Consider the following 16,304-nt stretch of genomic DNA (forward strand, 5'->3'; position numbering starts at 1 on the left):
CCTTATGGTGCGCCCGACGACGGGGACTCAGGCGAAATGAGCGACATTCAGCATTTTTCGGAAGGCGCGCGCGTCGGTGTTCTGACCGCGCAGCCCTTGGACCGCATTCTGACCTACCGCGCGCCTGAAGGGGGCTGCGTGCAGGGTGACTTTGTCGAGGTGCCGCTTGGCCCGCGCAAGGTGTTGGGCGTGATCTGGGGGCCGGGCGAAGGTGGGTTTGATGCCTCAAAATTGCGCGCCGTGATCCGCGTGCTGGACGTGGCCCCGATGCGCGCCGAAATGGCCGAGTTCCTGACCCGTGTGGGCGATTATACCCTCACCCCGATGAGCCAGATGCTGCGCCTTGCCACCCGCGCGCCGGGATTGTCCGATCCGCCCTCGATGCGGAAGGTTCTTAAGGCATCGGGTCATCGCCCCAACCGCCTGACGGACGCGCGTGCGAAAGTGATGGACGTGCTGATGGATCAGCCCGGCGTTGGGTTCACCCAGAAGGAACTGGCCGATCTGGCGGGGGTGAGCGGATCGGTAGTCAAGGGGTTGGTGACACTGGGCGCCATCCGCGAAGAGGATACACCCCGTGATTTACCTTATCCGCGACTTGATCCGGACCTGCCCGGCAAGGAATTGACCGACGATCAGGCCGCTGCGGCCAAGCAGTTGACCGACGGGGTGCGCGGTGGTCGATACGGCACCACGCTCTTGCGCGGGGTTACGGGCGCAGGCAAGACCGAGGTTTATCTGGAAGCTGTCGCCGCCGGTCTGCGCAAAGGGCGGCAAGCTCTGGTGCTTCTGCCCGAGATCGCCCTGACTGCGGAGTTCCTGAAACGCGTAGAAGAACGTTTCGGAGCGCGCCCTGCCGAATGGCATTCCGGTGTCACCATGACCGAACGCCGCCGATGCTGGCGGATGGTCGGGCAGGGGGAGGCTTCGCTGGTGGTCGGTGCTCGTTCTGCGCTCTATCTCCCTTTTCGGGACCTTGGCTTGGTGATTGTGGATGAGGAGCATGACGGCTCCTACAAGCAGGAAGACGGTGTGCTCTATTCCGCGCGGGACATGGCGGTGATGCGGGCCTCTATCTGTGATGCGCAAGTGGTGCTGGCGTCTGCCACGCCGTCGTTAGAGACTTGGGCCAACTGCGAAGCGGGCAAGTATAAGCGCATTGAATTGACAAGCCGTTATGGCCCCGCCGTCATGCCCGACATGCGTGCGATTGATATGCGGCAAGAGGATTTGCCGTCGCAAAGCTGGATATCACCCACACTGAAAGCCGCTGTGACACGCCGCATCGCGAAGGGTGAACAATCGTTGCTGTTCATCAACCGCCGTGGCTATGCGCCGGTCACGATCTGCCGCGCCTGCGGACATCAGATCGGTTGCGACCACTGCGACGCACGCATGGTGGAACATCGCTTTCAGAAACGTCTTGTCTGCCACCAATGTGGCGAGACGAAACCGATGCCCGAGGCTTGCCCGGAATGCGAGGTTGAAGGCAAGCTGGCCCCGGTTGGCCCAGGAGTCGAACGGCTGGCGGAAGAGATCCGAGCGAGCTTTCCCGACGCCCGCGTTGCTGTGTTGTCGTCCGACCTTTTTGGGTCAGCCCGCGCGCTTAAAGAACAGATCGAGCTGATCGCCGAGGGCGGTGCCGACATCATCATCGGCACGCAACTGGTGGCAAAAGGGCACAATTTTCCAAAGCTGACTCTGGTCGGGGTGATTGATGCCGATCTTGGCTTGCAAGGCTCCGACCTGCGCGCGGCTGAACGCACATTCCAATTAATCCGGCAGGTTGCAGGCCGGGCCGGGCGGGCGGAAACACCCGGCGTAGCGCTTTTGCAAACATTCCAACCCGAACATCCGGTGATCCGAGCGATCCTTGCGGGCGAGGAAGAGAAGTTCTGGCGCGCGGAAGCGGCCGAGCGTCAGGCTGCGGGCGTTCCGCCCTACGGTCGTCTGGCCGGGATCGTCCTGTCCTCGCCGGATATTCAGGCAGTGTTCGATCTGGGGTCCGAGATGGCGCGGCGATCCGAACCGTTGATCCAGATCGGCGCGCAACTCTACGGTCCCGCGCCTGCGCCCATCGCCCGCGTGCGCGGACGGCATCGTGTTCGATTGCTGGTGAAAGCGGATAAGAGCGCGCCCATTCAAGCAGCGCTGAAACGTTGGCTGGCGCAGTTCCAGATCAAGGGGGATATGCGCGTATCCGTGGATATTGACCCGCAGAGTTTTTATTGAGCACTACTGCCGCTGGTCTGGTGCAACATTCCATGTGGTCCGCGCATCGGCTATACTGCGCACATGACCGGCCCTGTGACCTACCATTTTTTGAACGCAGAGAACGCCCGGATGCTCGAAAGGGCAGACGTCTTTGACAACGCCGTTGATCCTGAGTTTTTGAAGGCGTTCGTGTCGACGTCAGGGCACGAAATGATCTTTGCGCGAGTGGATGACAGCGTTATTGGATTTGCGTCAGGCACCGTTTTGCTGCATCCCGACAAACCCCCTGCGTTTTTCATCAACGAGGTCGGTGTGGCCGAGGAAATGCGCAGACGTGGCATCGCAGGCACGCTGTGTCGAAACCTTATCGAACAAGCGCGCGATGCCGGGTGTCAGGGCATCTGGCTTGCCACGGAGATGGGGAACAAGCCCGCGCGCGCACTTTATCAGAGTTTGAATGCGCGCGAGACTGGCGAGATTGTCGTCTATGATTGGGATGGAGCAATGGATGTCTGAGGTGCGGATCACGCCGCCGGCAGCGCTGCGCCTCTTCCCTTCGACTGATCGACCAAAGCATCGGTAAAGACCGCCCCGATCCACATGCACAAAAGCGCAAGCCATGCGGTTCCGACTAAGATCGACGTGCCCGTCACACCCGCACCGATAGCGCACCCCCCGGCCAGCATGGCACCGAAGCCCATCAGCACCGCCCCAAACATCGAGCGGCGCATGTTGGCCTCGCTGTCGAAGCCTTGGAACTTGAACTCCCCGGCCAGCCAACTGGCGGCAAAGGCCCCAATGACAACGCCGGGAACAAGGCCCACATCGAACTCCAACACCGGATCGGGGATCAGGAAGAACATAAGCGTGTTGGCGGACGGGCCAGAGAAGGTGACGGAGTTTACGGTCACAGGCTCGAACGCAGCAAGAGACAGTTGATACGTCAACACCCAACCCAGTGCGACGGCAAAGCCGACACCGGACCCGAAAACAAGACGCCGGTATCCCATGCCGGATTTGCGCGCGATATAGATCGCGAGGACGGCAATCAGTATGCCAAGCGCGAAACCGGACCAGTCCGGCACGCCAAGCGCATTCAGCAGGTTCACATTCACGCCGCCATCGGTCATCCACAGCTGGGCCAGCTTATCGCGCGTTGGGGCGAGCCAGCCATGCAGGCTCATCTGCGCGACCACCGCGAAGATCAGGCCGGACACCACCGATCGCAGGTTGCCGGTGGCCGCCAGCACCAGAAGGCGGCCCGAACAGCCACGCGCCAGCACCATGCCCACGCCGAACATCAACCCGCCAATGATGGCACCCGACCAAGTGCCAGTCACCGCCATCATGCGCGCGTCCTCGGGTCGCAACAGGCCCAGAAGTGACGCCCCCTGCACCCAGACAAGAGCGGTTGAGAAGGTCAGAAGCCAGATCGCCACGGAACTGTCCATCATACGCCGGGCGAACTCCACGGTCGCTGCGCGCAGGCAAAACCGGGACCGCTGTGCTGCAACGCCAAAGACAATACCGGTTATCAGCCCGAACAGTGCGGCTGTCGGCTCCTCTCCGATACGATCAATCAGGGGCACAATATCCATACGATCTCCTTCAATTGCTGGGTTAACTTGCCGGGTTATGTTTCGGCCTACCTTGACATAAATCATTAACACATACGATTGAGTGAATGCGTTTTGATCTCGCCAATTGAAAAAAACAGGCGTAATGCGAGATCATGAGACACCAGATCCTGACACTCGACGAAGCCCGGATGCTACCGTTCTGGCGTCGCCCCATCTTTCTTTTGATGCTGATGGCGGCCGGGATGCCGATTGCGTTTTTCACCTGGTCCGCCCTTCTGAACAACTTCGTGATCGAGGTAGCGGGTTTCACCGGCGTCGAAATCGGCTGGTTGCATACGGTGCGCGAGATTCCCGGCTTTTTGGCCATCGGCGTGATCGCCTTGCTCATGCTGTTTCGCGAACAGGTTCTGGGTGTTGTGGCGCTTGGTCTACTGGGCGCGGCCACCGCGATCACCGCATGGTTTCCAAGTTTGGGAGGCATTCTGACAATCACGATGTTGTCGTCTATCGGGTTTCATTATTTCGAGACGGTGAACCAGTCGCTTCAGCTTCAATGGATCGACAAAAAACGCGCGCCGCAAATGTTGGGGTGGATCATGTCCATCGGGTCTGCGGCCGCTTTGCTAAGTTATGGGCTTCTGATGTTGACGTGGAAGACATTCGATCTGAGCTATAATCTTGTCTACATGATCGCGGGCGGCACTACGCTGGCCATTTCGGTGTTCGCTTTCTTCGCCTATCCGCAGTTTGAAAGCCCCGAGCCGCAGTTGAAGCAGTTCGTGCTGCGCCGCCGTTACTGGCTTTACTACGCGTTGCAGTTCATGGCGGGCGCCCGGCGACAGATTTTTACGGTCTTCGCCGCCTTCATGATGGTCGAACGCTTTGGTTTTGAGGTGCACGAGGTCACGGCGCTGTTCCTGATCAACTACCTTGCCAATATCTTCTTTGCGCCATTAATGGGGAAAGCGGTTGCCAGATGGGGAGAACGTCGTGCGTTGGCCTTTGAATATACCGGGCTGATCTGCGTGTTCCTTGCCTATGGCGGGATCTATTATTTTGGCTGGGGTATGGTGCTGGCGGCAGCGCTTTATGTGCTCGACCACCTGTTCTTCGCGCTGGCCTTCGCGCTGAAAACCTATTTCCAAAAGATCGCAGACCCGAGGGACATCGCGCCGACAGCTGCCGTCGCCTTCACAATCAACCATATTGCAGCGGTCTTCCTGCCGGCGCTGCTCGGCTATCTGTGGGTTGTGTCGCCGGGGGGCGTCTTTGGCCTGGCCGCGGCCATGGCTTGTATCTCTCTGATGCTGTCGCTTCTTATCCCACGCCACCCGGAGAAGGGGAACGAGACCGTCTTTTCGCGTCCGTTGCCGCAGGTTGCCGAGTAACTCGCCTGCCAGCGTTGTGGTTGTGGTTGACCGCGCGGGCGCTGCTCGCTAGGCCGTTTCTGTCATCAGAAAGGATGCTGTCATGTCCACTTGGACCGCACTTACCACGTTGGACGGCCAAGACGCCGCCGAAGCGCTTGGCTTGGCGATGGAGGTGTTGACCCCAGACCCCATCGGCGTCGGTGTGTTTGAAGTGGAGGACGGGAGCGGAATTTGGGAAGTCGGAGGCTATTTCACAGAGGAACCTGATGCCGCCGGACTTGCCCTGCTGGCGGCGATGCACAAGGCAAAAGACTTCACTGTCTCGGAATTGCCCGAGGTTCATTGGGTCGCCCATGTGCGCCGTGAATTGTCCCCGGTCGAAGCCGGACGCTTTTTCGTGCATGGCAGTCATGATGCCGACAACGTGCCGGAAGGAAAGATCGCACTGCTGATCGAAGCTGCGATGGCATTCGGCACAGGACACCACGGCACCACGCTGGGTTGCCTGAAGGCGCTGGATGGATTGGTAGAACAAGGGTTTGTCGGCAAGAATGTCGTCGATATTGGTTGCGGGACCGCCGTCTTGGCGATGGCTGCCGCGCGTGTTTGGCCCAATCCGGTCTTGGCCAGTGATATTGATCAGGTGGCCGTTGATGTCGCAAGAGCGAATGTTGCTGCCAACGATCTTGAAGAACGTGTCCATTGCGTAGAGGCAGCAGGATTCAATGCTCCAGAGTTGCATGAAGCGTCGCCATTTGATCTGGTATTTGCAAATATTCTGAAAGGGCCATTGATCGGACTTGCCCCGGATATGGCAAAACACCTTTCTACCAAGGGATATGCGATTCTATCGGGTATTCTGAACCCGCAAGCAGACGAAGTGATTTCCGTTTATCTCCAAAACGGGCTTAATCTGGTCGAACGCACCGAAATTGTTGACTGGACGACACTGATTCTTCAAAAAAGTTAGTGTTTTTTACGCGAAAATTTGACAGATTTCTGGTCATAAACACTTTTTTGCCATATTCTGAACTGGGTGTATTTTTAATTTGTTTATTGGGGAGGGTATTGAAAGTGACTGATGCACAAGTTCAAGACTTTCAAAAACGAGTGCGCGGAATTAGCCGTCAGCACCGTCGCTTGTCGCAGGGCTATGTCCAGCTGGTAGAGCGCGATGGGCTGTTGGTGCCCAGCAAGCCCCGGCTGCGGCGGGGGTTCCCAATCAAGGGACTGATCCTGACGCTTATTGGGTTCATGCTGTTCAAAGGCTTCCTGTTCAGCCAGGTCGGCGTGATCAACTACAATGATCGTCTTGACCGACTGTCGCAAGGGACGATGATCGAACAAGCCGGGGCTTGGATCATGCAGGACGATCCGGTGACAACTGCCATTAGCGGGTTCATGTCCAACCCGTTCTAACGTGGACATCTAGTTTCAATGCCAGCCCGCGCGCGACAAAGCGTTTCGGGCTGGTTTCGTTTTGAAACGTGGCTTTCGCGATGTCATTTCGACGCAAAGCCACATTTTCCGTTACGGTAAGCTGTCTTGACTGGCAAATCCTCTTGGCCTTGCCTATCTGCCTTGTCTAGAAAGACCCGAGCATGAACAGGAGGCGCCAAATGGCAAAGATTACCTATATCGAGCACAATGGAACGCAGCACGTCGTCGACGTCGCCAACGGTTTGACCGTGATGGAAGGCGCGCGCGACAACAATATCCCGGGAATCGAAGCCGATTGCGGCGGGGCATGCGCCTGTTCGACCTGTCATGTCTATGTCGACGCGGCGTGGGTCGACAAGGTGCCCGCCAAGGATGCAATGGAAGAAGACATGCTCGATTTCGCCTATGAGCCGGATGCCGAGCGGTCCCGCCTGACTTGCCAGCTCAAGGTCACTGATGATCTTGACGGTCTGGTCGTCCATATGCCGGAAAAACAAATCTGATGATCGGTCTGCGGGCTGCCCTGATTTTCATCTGCCTTGCAGCCCCGGCGGCAGCGCAGATCACGTCGGCCCGATATGTTGAACCCACGGACCGCTATGGCCATGGGGCGGTTCCCGGTGGCGAATATGGTGCGCTTGAGGTGACGCTGGCTGACGGTGCGCGCGCTGTGTCCCGCGTCTCTGGCGGCGTGTTCGAGGATACGGCACCGCGACTGCACGATTTCGATGGTGACGGCGCGCCCGAAATCGTGACCGTGTTCAGCGGCGATGATGTCGGCGCAATGATCCGCATCTATGCGTGGCGTGATGGCAAGCTGGTGCTGCGTGGGGCAAACACCCCGATCGGCGCGCGTCATCGTTGGTTGGCCGTGGCAGGCATGGCAGATTTCAATGGCGATGGGTTGGACGAGATCGCCTTTGTCGATCGCCCCCATTTGGCGCGCAGGCTCACACTAACAACAGTCAAGCCTGGTCGTGACGGCGTTGCATTCAGCGAGTTGGCCACCGTCGAAGGTCTGACCAATCACAAGTTCGGCAGCCCGGTGATCGAAGGCGGCGTGCGTGATTGCGCGGGGGAGCCTCCCGTTGTTGTGACCGCCAGCGCCAACTGGTCCAGGGTCATTGAAACCCGTCTGGACGGTTTGGAACTGAAGCTGATCAATGTCGGTCGGTATCAAGGACCGGACAGCCTGTCGGCGCGTCTGGGCTGTTAGGGGTGGTTAAAGCGCCCGCCAGCCGATATCCGAGCGGTTGAACCCCTCGGGCCAGTCAATCCTTTCGATCATCGCATAGGCGCGGTCGCGGGCCTCGTGCAGGCTGTCGCCGCGGGCGGTGACGTTCAGGACACGTCCGCCGCTGGCGGTGATCTGCCCGTCGACTTCGGTCGTTCCAGCATGAAACACCATATTCTTCGAATCCTCAGGCAGATCATCCAACCCGTTGATAACCGTCCCCTTCTGATAGGTCCCGGGGTAGCCCTTGGCCGCCATCACCACCGTGATTGCGTGGTCGTCAGCCCAGTTGACCTTGGCCTTGTCCAACTGCCCCTCGGCACAGGCCAGCATCAGATCCAACGCCTGCGCGCCCAACCGCATCATCAACACCTGACATTCCGGATCGCCGAAACGGGCGTTGTATTCCACCAAACGCGCTTGCCCGTCCTTGATCATGAACCCCGCATACAGAACGCCCTGATAGGGTGTGCCGCGCTTGGCCATTTCGATCACGGTCGGCTCGATGATCTCGCGCATGGCACGGGCGGCAATTTCGTCCGTCAGAACCGGGGCAGGGGAATAGGCGCCCATGCCGCCGGTGTTCAGCCCGGTGTCACCATCCCCCACACGTTTGTGGTCCTGCGCTGTGCCAATCGGCAGGGCGGTCTTGCCGTCGCAAAGGATGAAGTATGATGCCTCTTCGCCCTCCATGAATTCTTCGATCACGACTTCCGCGCCAGCCCCACCAAACACGCCGCCGAACATGTCGTCTATGGCGTCGAGCGCGGTCTGAACGTCCATCGCGACGATCACGCCTTTACCAGCAGCCAGCCCATCGGCCTTGACCACAATTGGGGCACCTTGCTCGCGGATGTAAGCCTTGGCGGCCTCGGCGTCGGTGAAATGCCCGTAGGCCGCTGTCGGCGCGCCCGCCGCGTCGCAGACCGCTTTGGTGAAGGATTTCGAGGCTTCCAGTTTGGCGGCCTCGGCAGAAGGGCCGAAAACCTTGATCCCGGCCTCACGCAAACGATCCGCGACACCTTTTGCCAACGGGGCTTCCGGGCCGACGATCACAAAATCTATGGTGTTTTCCTGTGCGAACGTCACAACCGCGTCACCATCTTCAATATCCAGTTTCGCACAATCCGCGATCTGGGCCATTCCGGCATTTCCCGGCGCAACAATCAAACGGTCGCATTTCGGGTTCTGCATCACCGCCCATGCCAGCGCATGTTCACGCCCACCGCTGCCCAGAATAAGGATGTTCATGGATATTCCCCCGCTTGGCCTTCCGTCACCGGCGTTCTAAGGTCGGGGCGCTGAAATCACAAGGAAAGAGACACCGGCCCCATGTCCGACCTGATCGACGATCCACAGCCCGGCGAAAATGCGCCAGAGTTCACCGTCTCGGAAATCTCCGGCGCGCTGAAGAAAACCATCGAGGGCGCGTTTGGTCGCGTTCGCGTGCGGGGCGAGGTTGGGCGTGTGATGCTGGCACGGTCGGGGCATCTTTACTTCGATGTGAAAGATGATCGGTCTGTTCTGGCCGCTGTCAGCTGGAAGGGGCAGGTCAGCCGCCTGTCGATCAAGCCTGAAGAAGGGATGGAGGTGATCGTCACCGGCAAGCTGACAACCTTTGGCAGTCAGTCGAAGTATCAGTTGAACGTTGATGACGTTGTCGTGGCCGGAGAAGGCGCGTTGATGGCGATGTTGGAAAAGCGAAAGAAAATGCTGGCCGCCGAGGGACTCTTCGCGCCCGAACGCAAGAAAAAGCTGCCTTTCCTTCCCGAGGTGATCGGGGTCGTGACGTCCCCGTCCGGTGCGGTGATCCGCGATATCCTGCACCGTCTGCGCGACCGGTTCCCGCGCAAGGTGTTGATCTGGCCTGTCGCCGTGCAGGGCGAGGCCTGTGCACCACAGGTCGCCGCCGCAATCGAAGGCTTCAACCGCATGCAACCGGGTGGTGCACTGCCGCGACCCGACCTGTTGATCGTTGCGCGCGGTGGTGGCTCGATCGAGGATCTGTGGGGGTTTAATGAGGAAATCGTCGCGCGCGCCGCCGCCGCGTCGGACATTCCCCTGATCTCGGCTGTGGGGCACGAGACGGATACAACTCTGATCGACTATGTCTCAGACCTGCGCGCGCCCACGCCGACGGCGGCAGCCGAACATGCCGTGCCGGTGCGTCTGGAATTGCTTGCGTGGACCGAGGAACAAGCCACCCGCCTGACCCGATCTCTGGAGCAGGCATTGACCCAGCGCGGCCAGCGTCTGCGTGACCTGTCACGCGCTCTGCCACGGGTCGAGACCTTGTTGGACAACCCACGCCAACGGTTGGATACCGTCAGTCACAAACTGCCCGCAGCGCTGCGCAGCATGACCCAGACCCGGCGGGTGAAACTGACAGAAGCGTCAGCAGGTCTGCGCCCGCGTGTTCTGACGGCGCGATTGGCACCGATGCGGGATCGGCTTGGCATGGTGGCGTCGCGATTGGACCCGGATCGTATCACAGACGCCAACAAACGCCGGACGGTCGAGATAACGGGCCTGTCAGCGCGATTGGATCGTGCCTTTCTGGCGAATACAAAGCGGCACGGGGATCGGCTGTCCAGCCTTGAACGGATGCGCCAGACGCTGGGATACACCGAAACGCTGAAGCGCGGCTATGCGGTTGTGCGGGGCGACGGAGATGTGGTGACGACGCAGGTCGCGGCGGCGCAAGCCAAGTCGCTTGAGATCGAGTTTGCGGATGGTCGATTGGCGCTGGATGGGGCAGCGACATCGGCGGTGAAGCCGATCAAACCTGCAACAAAGCCCAAGCCCAAAAAGGACGCCCCCGATCAAGGATCGCTGTTCTAACCGGTAACCATGCTACTTGTTGCGTGAACCGGGACGACCCTGGGGCTTGCCGCCTGGGCCTTTGCCGCCAGGGCCTTTTACCGCCGGACGTTGACCGGGTTTCCCACCGGGCCGCCCACCTTTGAATGCAGGCTTGGCCCCCGGTTTGCTTCCATGCTTGCCGCGCGGGATCTCTTTGCGCGTCCGCATGGGCGCCGGCTTTGCATCTTCCAACCCAAGCTGGTCGCGCACAATGCGCTGGCGGATTTCCTCGACCTCGCCGGGTTTCAATTCGCCCAGTTGGAAGGGGCCGTAGCTGACGCGCAGAAGCCGGTTCACGGTCAGGCCGACCGCTTCCATGGCGCGGCGCACCTCGCGGTTCTTGCCTTCGCGCAGGGTCACGGTCAGCCACGCATTCGCGCCCTGTTGCCGGTCCAGCGACACGGCCATTGGTTGGAACCGCTCACCATCGATGGTCAATCCCTTGCGCACGGGCGCAAGCGTGTCTTCGGTCGGGCGTCCATTCACCCGCACGCGGTATTTGCGCGACCAACCGGTCGAGGGCAGCTCCAGCTTGCGCTTCACCTCGCCATCATTGGTCAGCAGCAGCAGGCCTTCAGAGTTAATGTCGAGCCGCCCAACGCTCATCACCCGTGGCATATCTTCAGGTAAGGCGGCGAAGACTGTATTGCGCCCTTTCTCGTCACGCTCGGTCGTCACAAGGCCGATGGGCTTGTAATACAGCCACATGCGCGGCGGTTCCGGGTCGGTCAAAGGGGCTTCGTCAAACAGGATAGTGTCCTTGGCCGTGACATTCAGGGCGGGGCTGTCGATCACCTTGCCGTTCACGGTCACACGGCCCGCTTCGATCATGCGCTCGGCCTCGCGGCGGCTGGCGATACCGGCACGCGCCAGAACCTTGGCAATGCGGTCGCCTTTCGACGGATCGGCCGTCGTGGCGTCCGGCTTTTTCGGTGCAGGCTTGCGGGCCGGTCTGGGAACGGGGGGGCGTTTCTTGTCAGTCATGCCCCCGCATAGCGCGAGGCGGCGCAAAGGGGAAGCCTTGGCAAGCGTTCCGGTCCGGGGCAAAAGGGGGCATGAGTAGGTTCACAAGCCATATGAATACTGCGCTGGCTGAGGCCCGCGCCGCCGCCAAACGTGGCGAGGTGCCCGTCGGCGCAGTCCTGGTGTCGCCGGAAGGCAAGGTGATCGCGGCGGCGGGCAACCGGACACGCGAGTTGAACGACCCCACGGCCCATGCCGAAATCATTGCGATCCGCGAAGGCTGTGCGCAGGCCGGATCAGAGCGTCTGCCCGATCACGACCTTTACGTAACGCTAGAGCCTTGCGCGATGTGCGCAACCGCCATGTCGGCGGCGCGCATCCGCCGGGTCTATTACGGTGCGGCGGACCCGAAATCAGGCGGCGTCGCACATGGCGCGCGCATCTTCACACATCCGCAGTGTCACCATATCCCCGAGGTCTATGACGGCATCGGCGCGGACGAGGCCGAGCAGATATTGAAGGATTTCTTCGCGTCCCGGCGTTGATCCTCAGATCGTGATCGGCTTCAGAACCTCTGGTTCCACCACATTCACGTCCGGCAGGGCGGCAATCAATTCATCAGCGGATTGTGCCAGGACGGGGAAGGTCTTGTAGTGGCAGGGAATTACGGTCTGGAAATCGAAATACCGTTTCGCCGCATAGGCCACGCGCGCCATATCCATCGTGTAATGCCCCCCGGCGCACAGAATGCCGATATCGGGTTTGTGCAGATCGCCCATCCACTCCATATCCGCCATGATGTCGGTGTCGCCGGACAGATAGATCACGTGCCCTTCGCCTGCGATCATAAACCCGACCTCGGCACCTGCGCAGAGGGGCCGATCGCCGCCAAGATAATCGAAGCTGGCGGAATGTGACGCGTTCACCATCGTCACCTTGGCTCCGTTCAGGTCGATGGTGCCGCCCTTGCCGAACCCCAGCGTATCGACCTCGCCTTCATTGCCCCAGAAGGTGGCAAGCTCATGGATCGCCGCAATCGGAATGCCTTTCTCGCGTGCAATGGCTAGGGTTGAGGAAGCGTGGTCGCCATGCCCGTGGGTGATCAGGATGTGAGTCGCGCCAGCGGTGGCCTGGTCCCGGCGATCCTCGGGAAACATCGGGTTACCATCCAGCCATGGATCAACCAGTAAAACCGCGTCTTCAATCTCGATCCGAAAACCGGAATGTCCAAGGAATGTGATTTGCATGGAAAGCCCCCTTTTCATCGTTTGGGGTCAGAGTAGCACCAAAACCGCCCCTGTCACCTGTGGGACAGCGCCGCAAGCCGTTCACATGGCTTGCGGGCGGGACGGGCGCGCGCTAAACGAACTGGCGAAACACAGACGGGAGCACCCCATGTCGATCGACATCGAAACCGCGCGCAAGGTTGCGCATCTGGCCCGCATCAAGGTCGAAGACGACCGCTTGCCGGAGCTTGCCGAAAACTTCAACGCGATCCTCGGCTTCATCGAGCAGTTGAACGAGGTGGACGTGGACGGGATCGAACCGATGACCTCAGTCACGCCGATGCGTCTGAAGCGGCGCGAAGACGTGGTGACGGATGGCAGCATGCAGGACAAGATACTGTCAAACGCGCCTGACGCACGTGAAGGCTTCTTTGCGGTTCCGAAGGTGGTGGAATAATGGCTGACCTGAACAAACTGACGATTGCGGATGCCCGCGATGCGATGCGCAGGGGCGATCTGACATCTGTCGAACTGACCGAGGCGTGTCTGACCGAGATCGAAGGCGCAGGCGCGCTGGGCGCGTTTGTCCACAAAACGCCCGAACTTGCGCGCGAACAGGCCAAAGCGGCGGACGACCGCATCAAGGCGGGCGATGCGCCTGACATGTGCGGCATCCCGCTGGGGATCAAAGACTTGTTCTGCACCAAGGGCGTGGCGTCACAAGCGGGTAGCCGCATTCTTGAAGGCTTCATCCCGGAATACGAATCGACTGTCAGTCAAAACCTTCTGGACAATGGCACCGTCATGTTGGGCAAGCTCAACATGGATGAATTCGCGATGGGTTCGTCGAACGAGACGAGCGTGTATGGCAATGCAGTGAATCCGTGGAAAATCGACGACCGCAAGCTGACACCGGGCGGAAGCTCGGGCGGGTCGGCGTCGGCTGTGGCCGCTGACCTTTGCCTTGCCGCGACCGGCACCGACACAGGCGGGTCAATCCGCCAGCCTGCCGCCTTTACTGGCATTACCGGGATCAAGCCGACCTATGGGCGATGCTCGCGCTGGGGTGTTGTGGCGTTCGCATCTTCGTTGGATCAGGCTGGTCCGATGACCAAATCGGTGCGCGACGCTGCGATCATGCTGGAAGCGATGTGCAGCCATGATGCGAAAGATTCCACCAGTGCAGACCTGCCAGTGCCGAATTTCGAGGCCATGCTGACCGGTAACATCAAGGGCAAGAAGATCGGTATTCCCAAGGAATATCGCATGGACGGTATGCCGGACGAGATTGAAGCGTTGTGGGCCAAAGGTGCCGACATGCTGCGCGACGCGGGGGCCGAGATTGTTGATATCTCGCTGCCTCACACGAAATATGCTCTGCCCGCCTATTATGTGATTGCACCAGCAGAGGCGTCGTCGAACCTCGCCCGATATGACGGCGTGCGTTATGGCCACCGTGCCAAGCTGGGGCAGGGCGATGGCATTACCGAGATGTATGAGAAAACCCGCGCCGAAGGGTTCGGGGCCGAAGTGCAACGCCGCGTGATGGTTGGCACCTATGTGTTGTCGGCGGGCTTCTATGACGCCTATTACAATCGTGCCCGCAAGGTGCGCGCGCTGATCAAGAAAGACTTCGAAGATGTGTTCGCGCAAGGCATCGACGCAATCCTGACACCCGCGACGCCGTCTGCCGCCTTTGGGCTGGGCGAGATGGAAAACGCCGATCCGGTCAAGATGTATCTGAACGACGTGTTTACCGTGACGGTGAACCTTGCCGGGTTGCCGGGTATTTCGGTACCCGCCGGGCTGGACGCGCAGGGCTTGCCGCTGGGTCTGCAACTGATCGGGCGCCCGTGGGAAGAAGGCGATCTGCTGAATATCGCTCACGAGGTAGAGCAACGTGCCGGATTTGTGGCAAAGCCCCGGAAATGGTGGTAACTCCTGCAAATTATTAACTCCTTGCTGCGAGAAAGAGGGTTCTATGCGGTATATTTTGGGTCTCGTCGCCGTTGCTTCGGTTTCAGCTTGCGCCAGCAATGCCCCTGACAGCCGGTCGCCTGCGAATGTGACACCTGCTGTCGATCCGGTGTCGGGTGCGCCTTTGTCGGCGATGATCGAAGGAAGCTCTGTTACCAGTCAGTCGATTGATGGCAATCAGAATGCCGCTGTCGCGCCCGGCATTTCCGACGAACAGGATTTCAGTGCCGTCGCGGCCCGCGAAAGTATTGAAAGTGACGCCCAGCGTATCGAAAGCTATCAGGCCGCCTATCAACAGGCCGAGGTGGTCGCCGTCCCTGAACGCCCCGAAGGCAGTTCGGTTTCGGTGGTGGAATATGCGTTGTCGACCACCAATACGGTGGGGCAGTCGATCTATTCCCGCTCGGCATTGTCGGGCGACGCGCGGGCAGAACGCAATTGCGCGCGCTATACTTCCGCCGATTTTGCACAAATCGCGTTTCTTGAGGCCGGTGGCCCCAAGCGAGACAGACATGGGTTGGACCCCGATGGTGACGGATTTGCCTGCGGTTGGAACCCGGCCCCCTTCCGCTCCGCCCGTGGTGCGGTCGAGGATACGGCAGTGGTCGAAGATTCTGGCATCAGCAAAGCGGACCTGGAAGCCGTGGGCATCACGACTGATGATACGAGTGATCTTGCCGACCCGGCACCGCTTCCGGGTGAAACTCTTAACATCTCGGGCGAAACCGTCGCGAGCGAATAGGTGCAGATCACATCCCGTCCGTCCCCGAATTTCGGCCCGCGACGGGATGGCCTCGCACCTTCGTTGATCGTTCTTCATTATACCGCCATGGCTGATCCGGCCGAGGCGTTGGATCGTCTTTGCGCGCCTGAACACGAAGTGTCTGCCCATTACCTGATCCACCGCGACGGGCGGGTGTTTCAGTTGGTGGATGAAGATATGCGCGCGTGGCACGCGGGGGCAGGCACGTGGCGCGGGATGGATGACATCAATTCCCGCTCGATCGGGATCGAGATCGACAATGACGGGGTATCCCCGTTCAGCGAACCGCAGTTGGCACAGCTTGAAAAGTTGTTGCCCCTGATCATGGAGCGATGGTCGATTCCCATAGAAGGTGTGATCGGGCATAGCGACATGGCACCGGACCGCAAATCCGATCCCGGTCGGCGGTTCCCGTGGTCCCGGCTTGCACGACAAGAGTTGGCCATCTGGCCTGATGGTTCCGAAACCACGCCGGATGAGGCGGAGTTTCTTCAACAGGCGGCTGTTTTCGGTTATCCATCGAATGCCGGGTGCACCGCTGTGCTTGATGCTTTGCGCCAACGCTTCCGCCCGTGGGCTGTTGGGCCGTTGGATAGGCGCGACATGGGAATTGTCGCTGACCTTTCCAAACGCTTCCCCGTTGACGCGCCCACACCCAACGCTTAAGTCGCTTTA

17 protein-coding genes are annotated in these 16,304 nt (G+C 59.9%); 13 read left to right on the forward strand and 4 right to left on the reverse strand.

All coding sequences use genetic code 11. The features are described from left to right. The first annotated feature begins 36 nt into the window (after nucleotides 1-36). Together AC13C8_RS04705 and AC13C8_RS04710 are read left to right on the forward strand one after the other, a co-directional pair. Entirely contained in the window at nucleotides 37-2,232 is a 2,196-nt protein-coding gene (locus AC13C8_RS04705) for a primosomal protein N' (protein ID WP_482846526.1), read from the forward strand. 63 nt (nucleotides 2,233-2,295) lie between these two features. Further along, complete coding sequence (locus AC13C8_RS04710; protein ID WP_091428281.1) at nucleotides 2,296-2,730, forward strand: GNAT family N-acetyltransferase; 435 nt, start codon at nucleotides 2,296-2,298, stop codon at nucleotides 2,728-2,730. A gap of 8 nt (nucleotides 2,731-2,738) precedes the next feature. On the opposite strand, the gene AC13C8_RS04715 is transcribed toward AC13C8_RS04710, so the two are convergent. Next, nucleotides 2,739-3,812 (reverse strand): YeeE/YedE family protein, encoded by a 1,074-nt coding sequence (locus AC13C8_RS04715; protein ID WP_482846527.1) that lies wholly within the window; start codon nucleotides 3,810-3,812, stop codon nucleotides 2,739-2,741. A gap of 134 nt (nucleotides 3,813-3,946) precedes the next feature. On the opposite strand from AC13C8_RS04715, the gene AC13C8_RS04720 reads away from it, so the two are divergent. The 5 genes from AC13C8_RS04720 (at nucleotide 3,947) to AC13C8_RS04740 (ending at nucleotide 7,820) form a co-directional block, all read left to right on the forward strand. Next, the gene (locus AC13C8_RS04720) at nucleotides 3,947-5,182 is read left to right on the forward strand and encodes an MFS transporter (protein WP_482846528.1); all 1,236 of its coding nucleotides are present in this window, start codon (nucleotides 3,947-3,949) and stop codon (nucleotides 5,180-5,182) included. 82 nt (nucleotides 5,183-5,264) lie between these two features. Further along, nucleotides 5,265-6,134 carry a 50S ribosomal protein L11 methyltransferase gene (locus AC13C8_RS04725; protein WP_482846529.1) on the forward strand — a complete coding sequence of 290 codons (870 nt, stop codon included), beginning with the start codon at nucleotides 5,265-5,267 and terminating at the stop codon, nucleotides 6,132-6,134. Between the two features lie 140 nt (nucleotides 6,135-6,274). After that, a complete protein-coding gene (locus AC13C8_RS04730; RefSeq protein WP_143064274.1) occupies nucleotides 6,275-6,583 on the forward strand; it encodes a hypothetical protein in 309 nt (102 codons plus the stop codon). Nucleotides 6,584-6,783: 200 nt separating this feature from the next. Continuing rightward, nucleotides 6,784-7,107, forward strand: a complete 324-nt coding sequence (locus AC13C8_RS04735) for a 2Fe-2S iron-sulfur cluster-binding protein (protein WP_091428286.1) — start codon at nucleotides 6,784-6,786, stop codon at nucleotides 7,105-7,107. After that, nucleotides 7,107-7,820, forward strand: coding sequence for an FG-GAP repeat domain-containing protein (locus AC13C8_RS04740; protein WP_482846530.1), 714 nt, complete (start codon nucleotides 7,107-7,109; stop codon nucleotides 7,818-7,820). Before AC13C8_RS04735 ends, AC13C8_RS04740 begins: the two co-directional genes overlap by 1 nt. 6 nt (nucleotides 7,821-7,826) lie before the next feature. Here AC13C8_RS04740 and purD read toward each other — a convergent pair whose 3' ends face one another. Further along, on the reverse strand, nucleotides 7,827-9,089 hold the full coding sequence (gene purD, locus AC13C8_RS04745; protein ID WP_482846531.1) for a phosphoribosylamine--glycine ligase: 1,263 nt from the start codon (nucleotides 9,087-9,089) through the stop codon (nucleotides 7,827-7,829). An 81-nt stretch (nucleotides 9,090-9,170) separates the two neighbouring features. Between purD and xseA the strand changes: the two genes are divergently transcribed. After that, nucleotides 9,171-10,679 (forward strand): exodeoxyribonuclease VII large subunit, encoded by a 1,509-nt coding sequence (gene xseA, locus AC13C8_RS04750; RefSeq protein ID WP_482846532.1) that lies wholly within the window; start codon nucleotides 9,171-9,173, stop codon nucleotides 10,677-10,679. A 12-nt stretch (nucleotides 10,680-10,691) separates the two neighbouring features. On the opposite strand, the gene AC13C8_RS04755 is transcribed toward xseA, so the two are convergent. Further along, nucleotides 10,692-11,684: a pseudouridine synthase gene (locus tag AC13C8_RS04755; RefSeq protein ID WP_482846533.1), complete on the reverse strand. Its 993-nt coding sequence runs from the start codon at nucleotides 11,682-11,684 to the stop codon at nucleotides 10,692-10,694. A 71-nt stretch (nucleotides 11,685-11,755) separates the two neighbouring features. On the opposite strand from AC13C8_RS04755, the gene AC13C8_RS04760 reads away from it, so the two are divergent. Further along, the gene (locus AC13C8_RS04760) at nucleotides 11,756-12,208 is read left to right on the forward strand and encodes a nucleoside deaminase (RefSeq protein WP_482846534.1); all 453 of its coding nucleotides are present in this window, start codon (nucleotides 11,756-11,758) and stop codon (nucleotides 12,206-12,208) included. 3 nt (nucleotides 12,209-12,211) lie between these two features. Here the strand turns inward: AC13C8_RS04760 and AC13C8_RS04765 are convergent, their stop codons facing one another. Further along, nucleotides 12,212-12,910, reverse strand: coding sequence for a metal-dependent hydrolase (locus AC13C8_RS04765; RefSeq protein ID WP_091428292.1), 699 nt, complete (start codon nucleotides 12,908-12,910; stop codon nucleotides 12,212-12,214). Nucleotides 12,911-13,058: 148 nt separating this feature from the next. Here AC13C8_RS04765 and gatC point away from each other — a divergent pair, with 148 nt between their 5' ends. Genes gatC through AC13C8_RS04785 form a run of 4 tightly spaced genes read left to right on the forward strand, consistent with a single transcriptional unit; the run spans nucleotide 13,059 to nucleotide 16,295 of the window. Next, on the forward strand, nucleotides 13,059-13,346 hold the full coding sequence (gene gatC / locus AC13C8_RS04770; protein ID WP_091428293.1) for an Asp-tRNA(Asn)/Glu-tRNA(Gln) amidotransferase subunit GatC: 288 nt from the start codon (nucleotides 13,059-13,061) through the stop codon (nucleotides 13,344-13,346). After that, complete coding sequence (gene gatA, locus AC13C8_RS04775) at nucleotides 13,346-14,827, forward strand: Asp-tRNA(Asn)/Glu-tRNA(Gln) amidotransferase subunit GatA (protein WP_091428294.1); 1,482 nt, start codon at nucleotides 13,346-13,348, stop codon at nucleotides 14,825-14,827. The genes gatC and gatA overlap by 1 nt, the downstream gene beginning before the upstream one ends. Before the next feature lie 43 nt (nucleotides 14,828-14,870). Further along, the gene (locus AC13C8_RS04780; RefSeq protein WP_177179280.1) at nucleotides 14,871-15,608 is read left to right on the forward strand and encodes a hypothetical protein; all 738 of its coding nucleotides are present in this window, start codon (nucleotides 14,871-14,873) and stop codon (nucleotides 15,606-15,608) included. Further along, nucleotides 15,609-16,295 (forward strand): N-acetylmuramoyl-L-alanine amidase, encoded by a 687-nt coding sequence (locus AC13C8_RS04785; RefSeq protein ID WP_281242417.1) that lies wholly within the window; start codon nucleotides 15,609-15,611, stop codon nucleotides 16,293-16,295. Nucleotides 16,296-16,304: the final 9 nt, after the last annotated feature.

It is taken from the genome of Aliiroseovarius sp. B-4 (genome assembly GCF_056857795.1).

Coding starts and splice junctions, on each gene's coding strand:
- AC13C8_RS04710 (WP_091428281.1), top strand. CDS start 2,296: ATGACCGGCCCTGTGACCTACCATTTTTTGAACGCAGAGAACGCCCGG.
- AC13C8_RS04740 (WP_482846530.1), top strand. CDS start 7,107: ATGATCGGTCTGCGGGCTGCCCTGATTTTCATCTGCCTTGCAGCCCCG.
- gatA (WP_091428294.1), top strand. CDS start 13,346: ATGGCTGACCTGAACAAACTGACGATTGCGGATGCCCGCGATGCGATG.
- AC13C8_RS04755 (WP_482846533.1), bottom strand. CDS start 11,684: ATGACTGACAAGAAACGCCCCCCCGTTCCCAGACCGGCCCGCAAGCCT.
- AC13C8_RS04735 (WP_091428286.1), top strand. CDS start 6,784: ATGGCAAAGATTACCTATATCGAGCACAATGGAACGCAGCACGTCGTC.
- AC13C8_RS04720 (WP_482846528.1), top strand. CDS start 3,947: ATGAGACACCAGATCCTGACACTCGACGAAGCCCGGATGCTACCGTTC.
- AC13C8_RS04715 (WP_482846527.1), bottom strand. CDS start 3,812: ATGGATATTGTGCCCCTGATTGATCGTATCGGAGAGGAGCCGACAGCC.
- AC13C8_RS04765 (WP_091428292.1), bottom strand. CDS start 12,910: ATGCAAATCACATTCCTTGGACATTCCGGTTTTCGGATCGAGATTGAA.
- AC13C8_RS04780 (WP_177179280.1), top strand. CDS start 14,871: ATGCGGTATATTTTGGGTCTCGTCGCCGTTGCTTCGGTTTCAGCTTGC.
- AC13C8_RS04705 (WP_482846526.1), top strand. CDS start 37: ATGAGCGACATTCAGCATTTTTCGGAAGGCGCGCGCGTCGGTGTTCTG.
- AC13C8_RS04725 (WP_482846529.1), top strand. CDS start 5,265: ATGTCCACTTGGACCGCACTTACCACGTTGGACGGCCAAGACGCCGCC.
- AC13C8_RS04760 (WP_482846534.1), top strand. CDS start 11,756: ATGAGTAGGTTCACAAGCCATATGAATACTGCGCTGGCTGAGGCCCGC.
- xseA (WP_482846532.1), top strand. CDS start 9,171: ATGTCCGACCTGATCGACGATCCACAGCCCGGCGAAAATGCGCCAGAG.
- purD (WP_482846531.1), bottom strand. CDS start 9,089: ATGAACATCCTTATTCTGGGCAGCGGTGGGCGTGAACATGCGCTGGCA.
- gatC (WP_091428293.1), top strand. CDS start 13,059: ATGTCGATCGACATCGAAACCGCGCGCAAGGTTGCGCATCTGGCCCGC.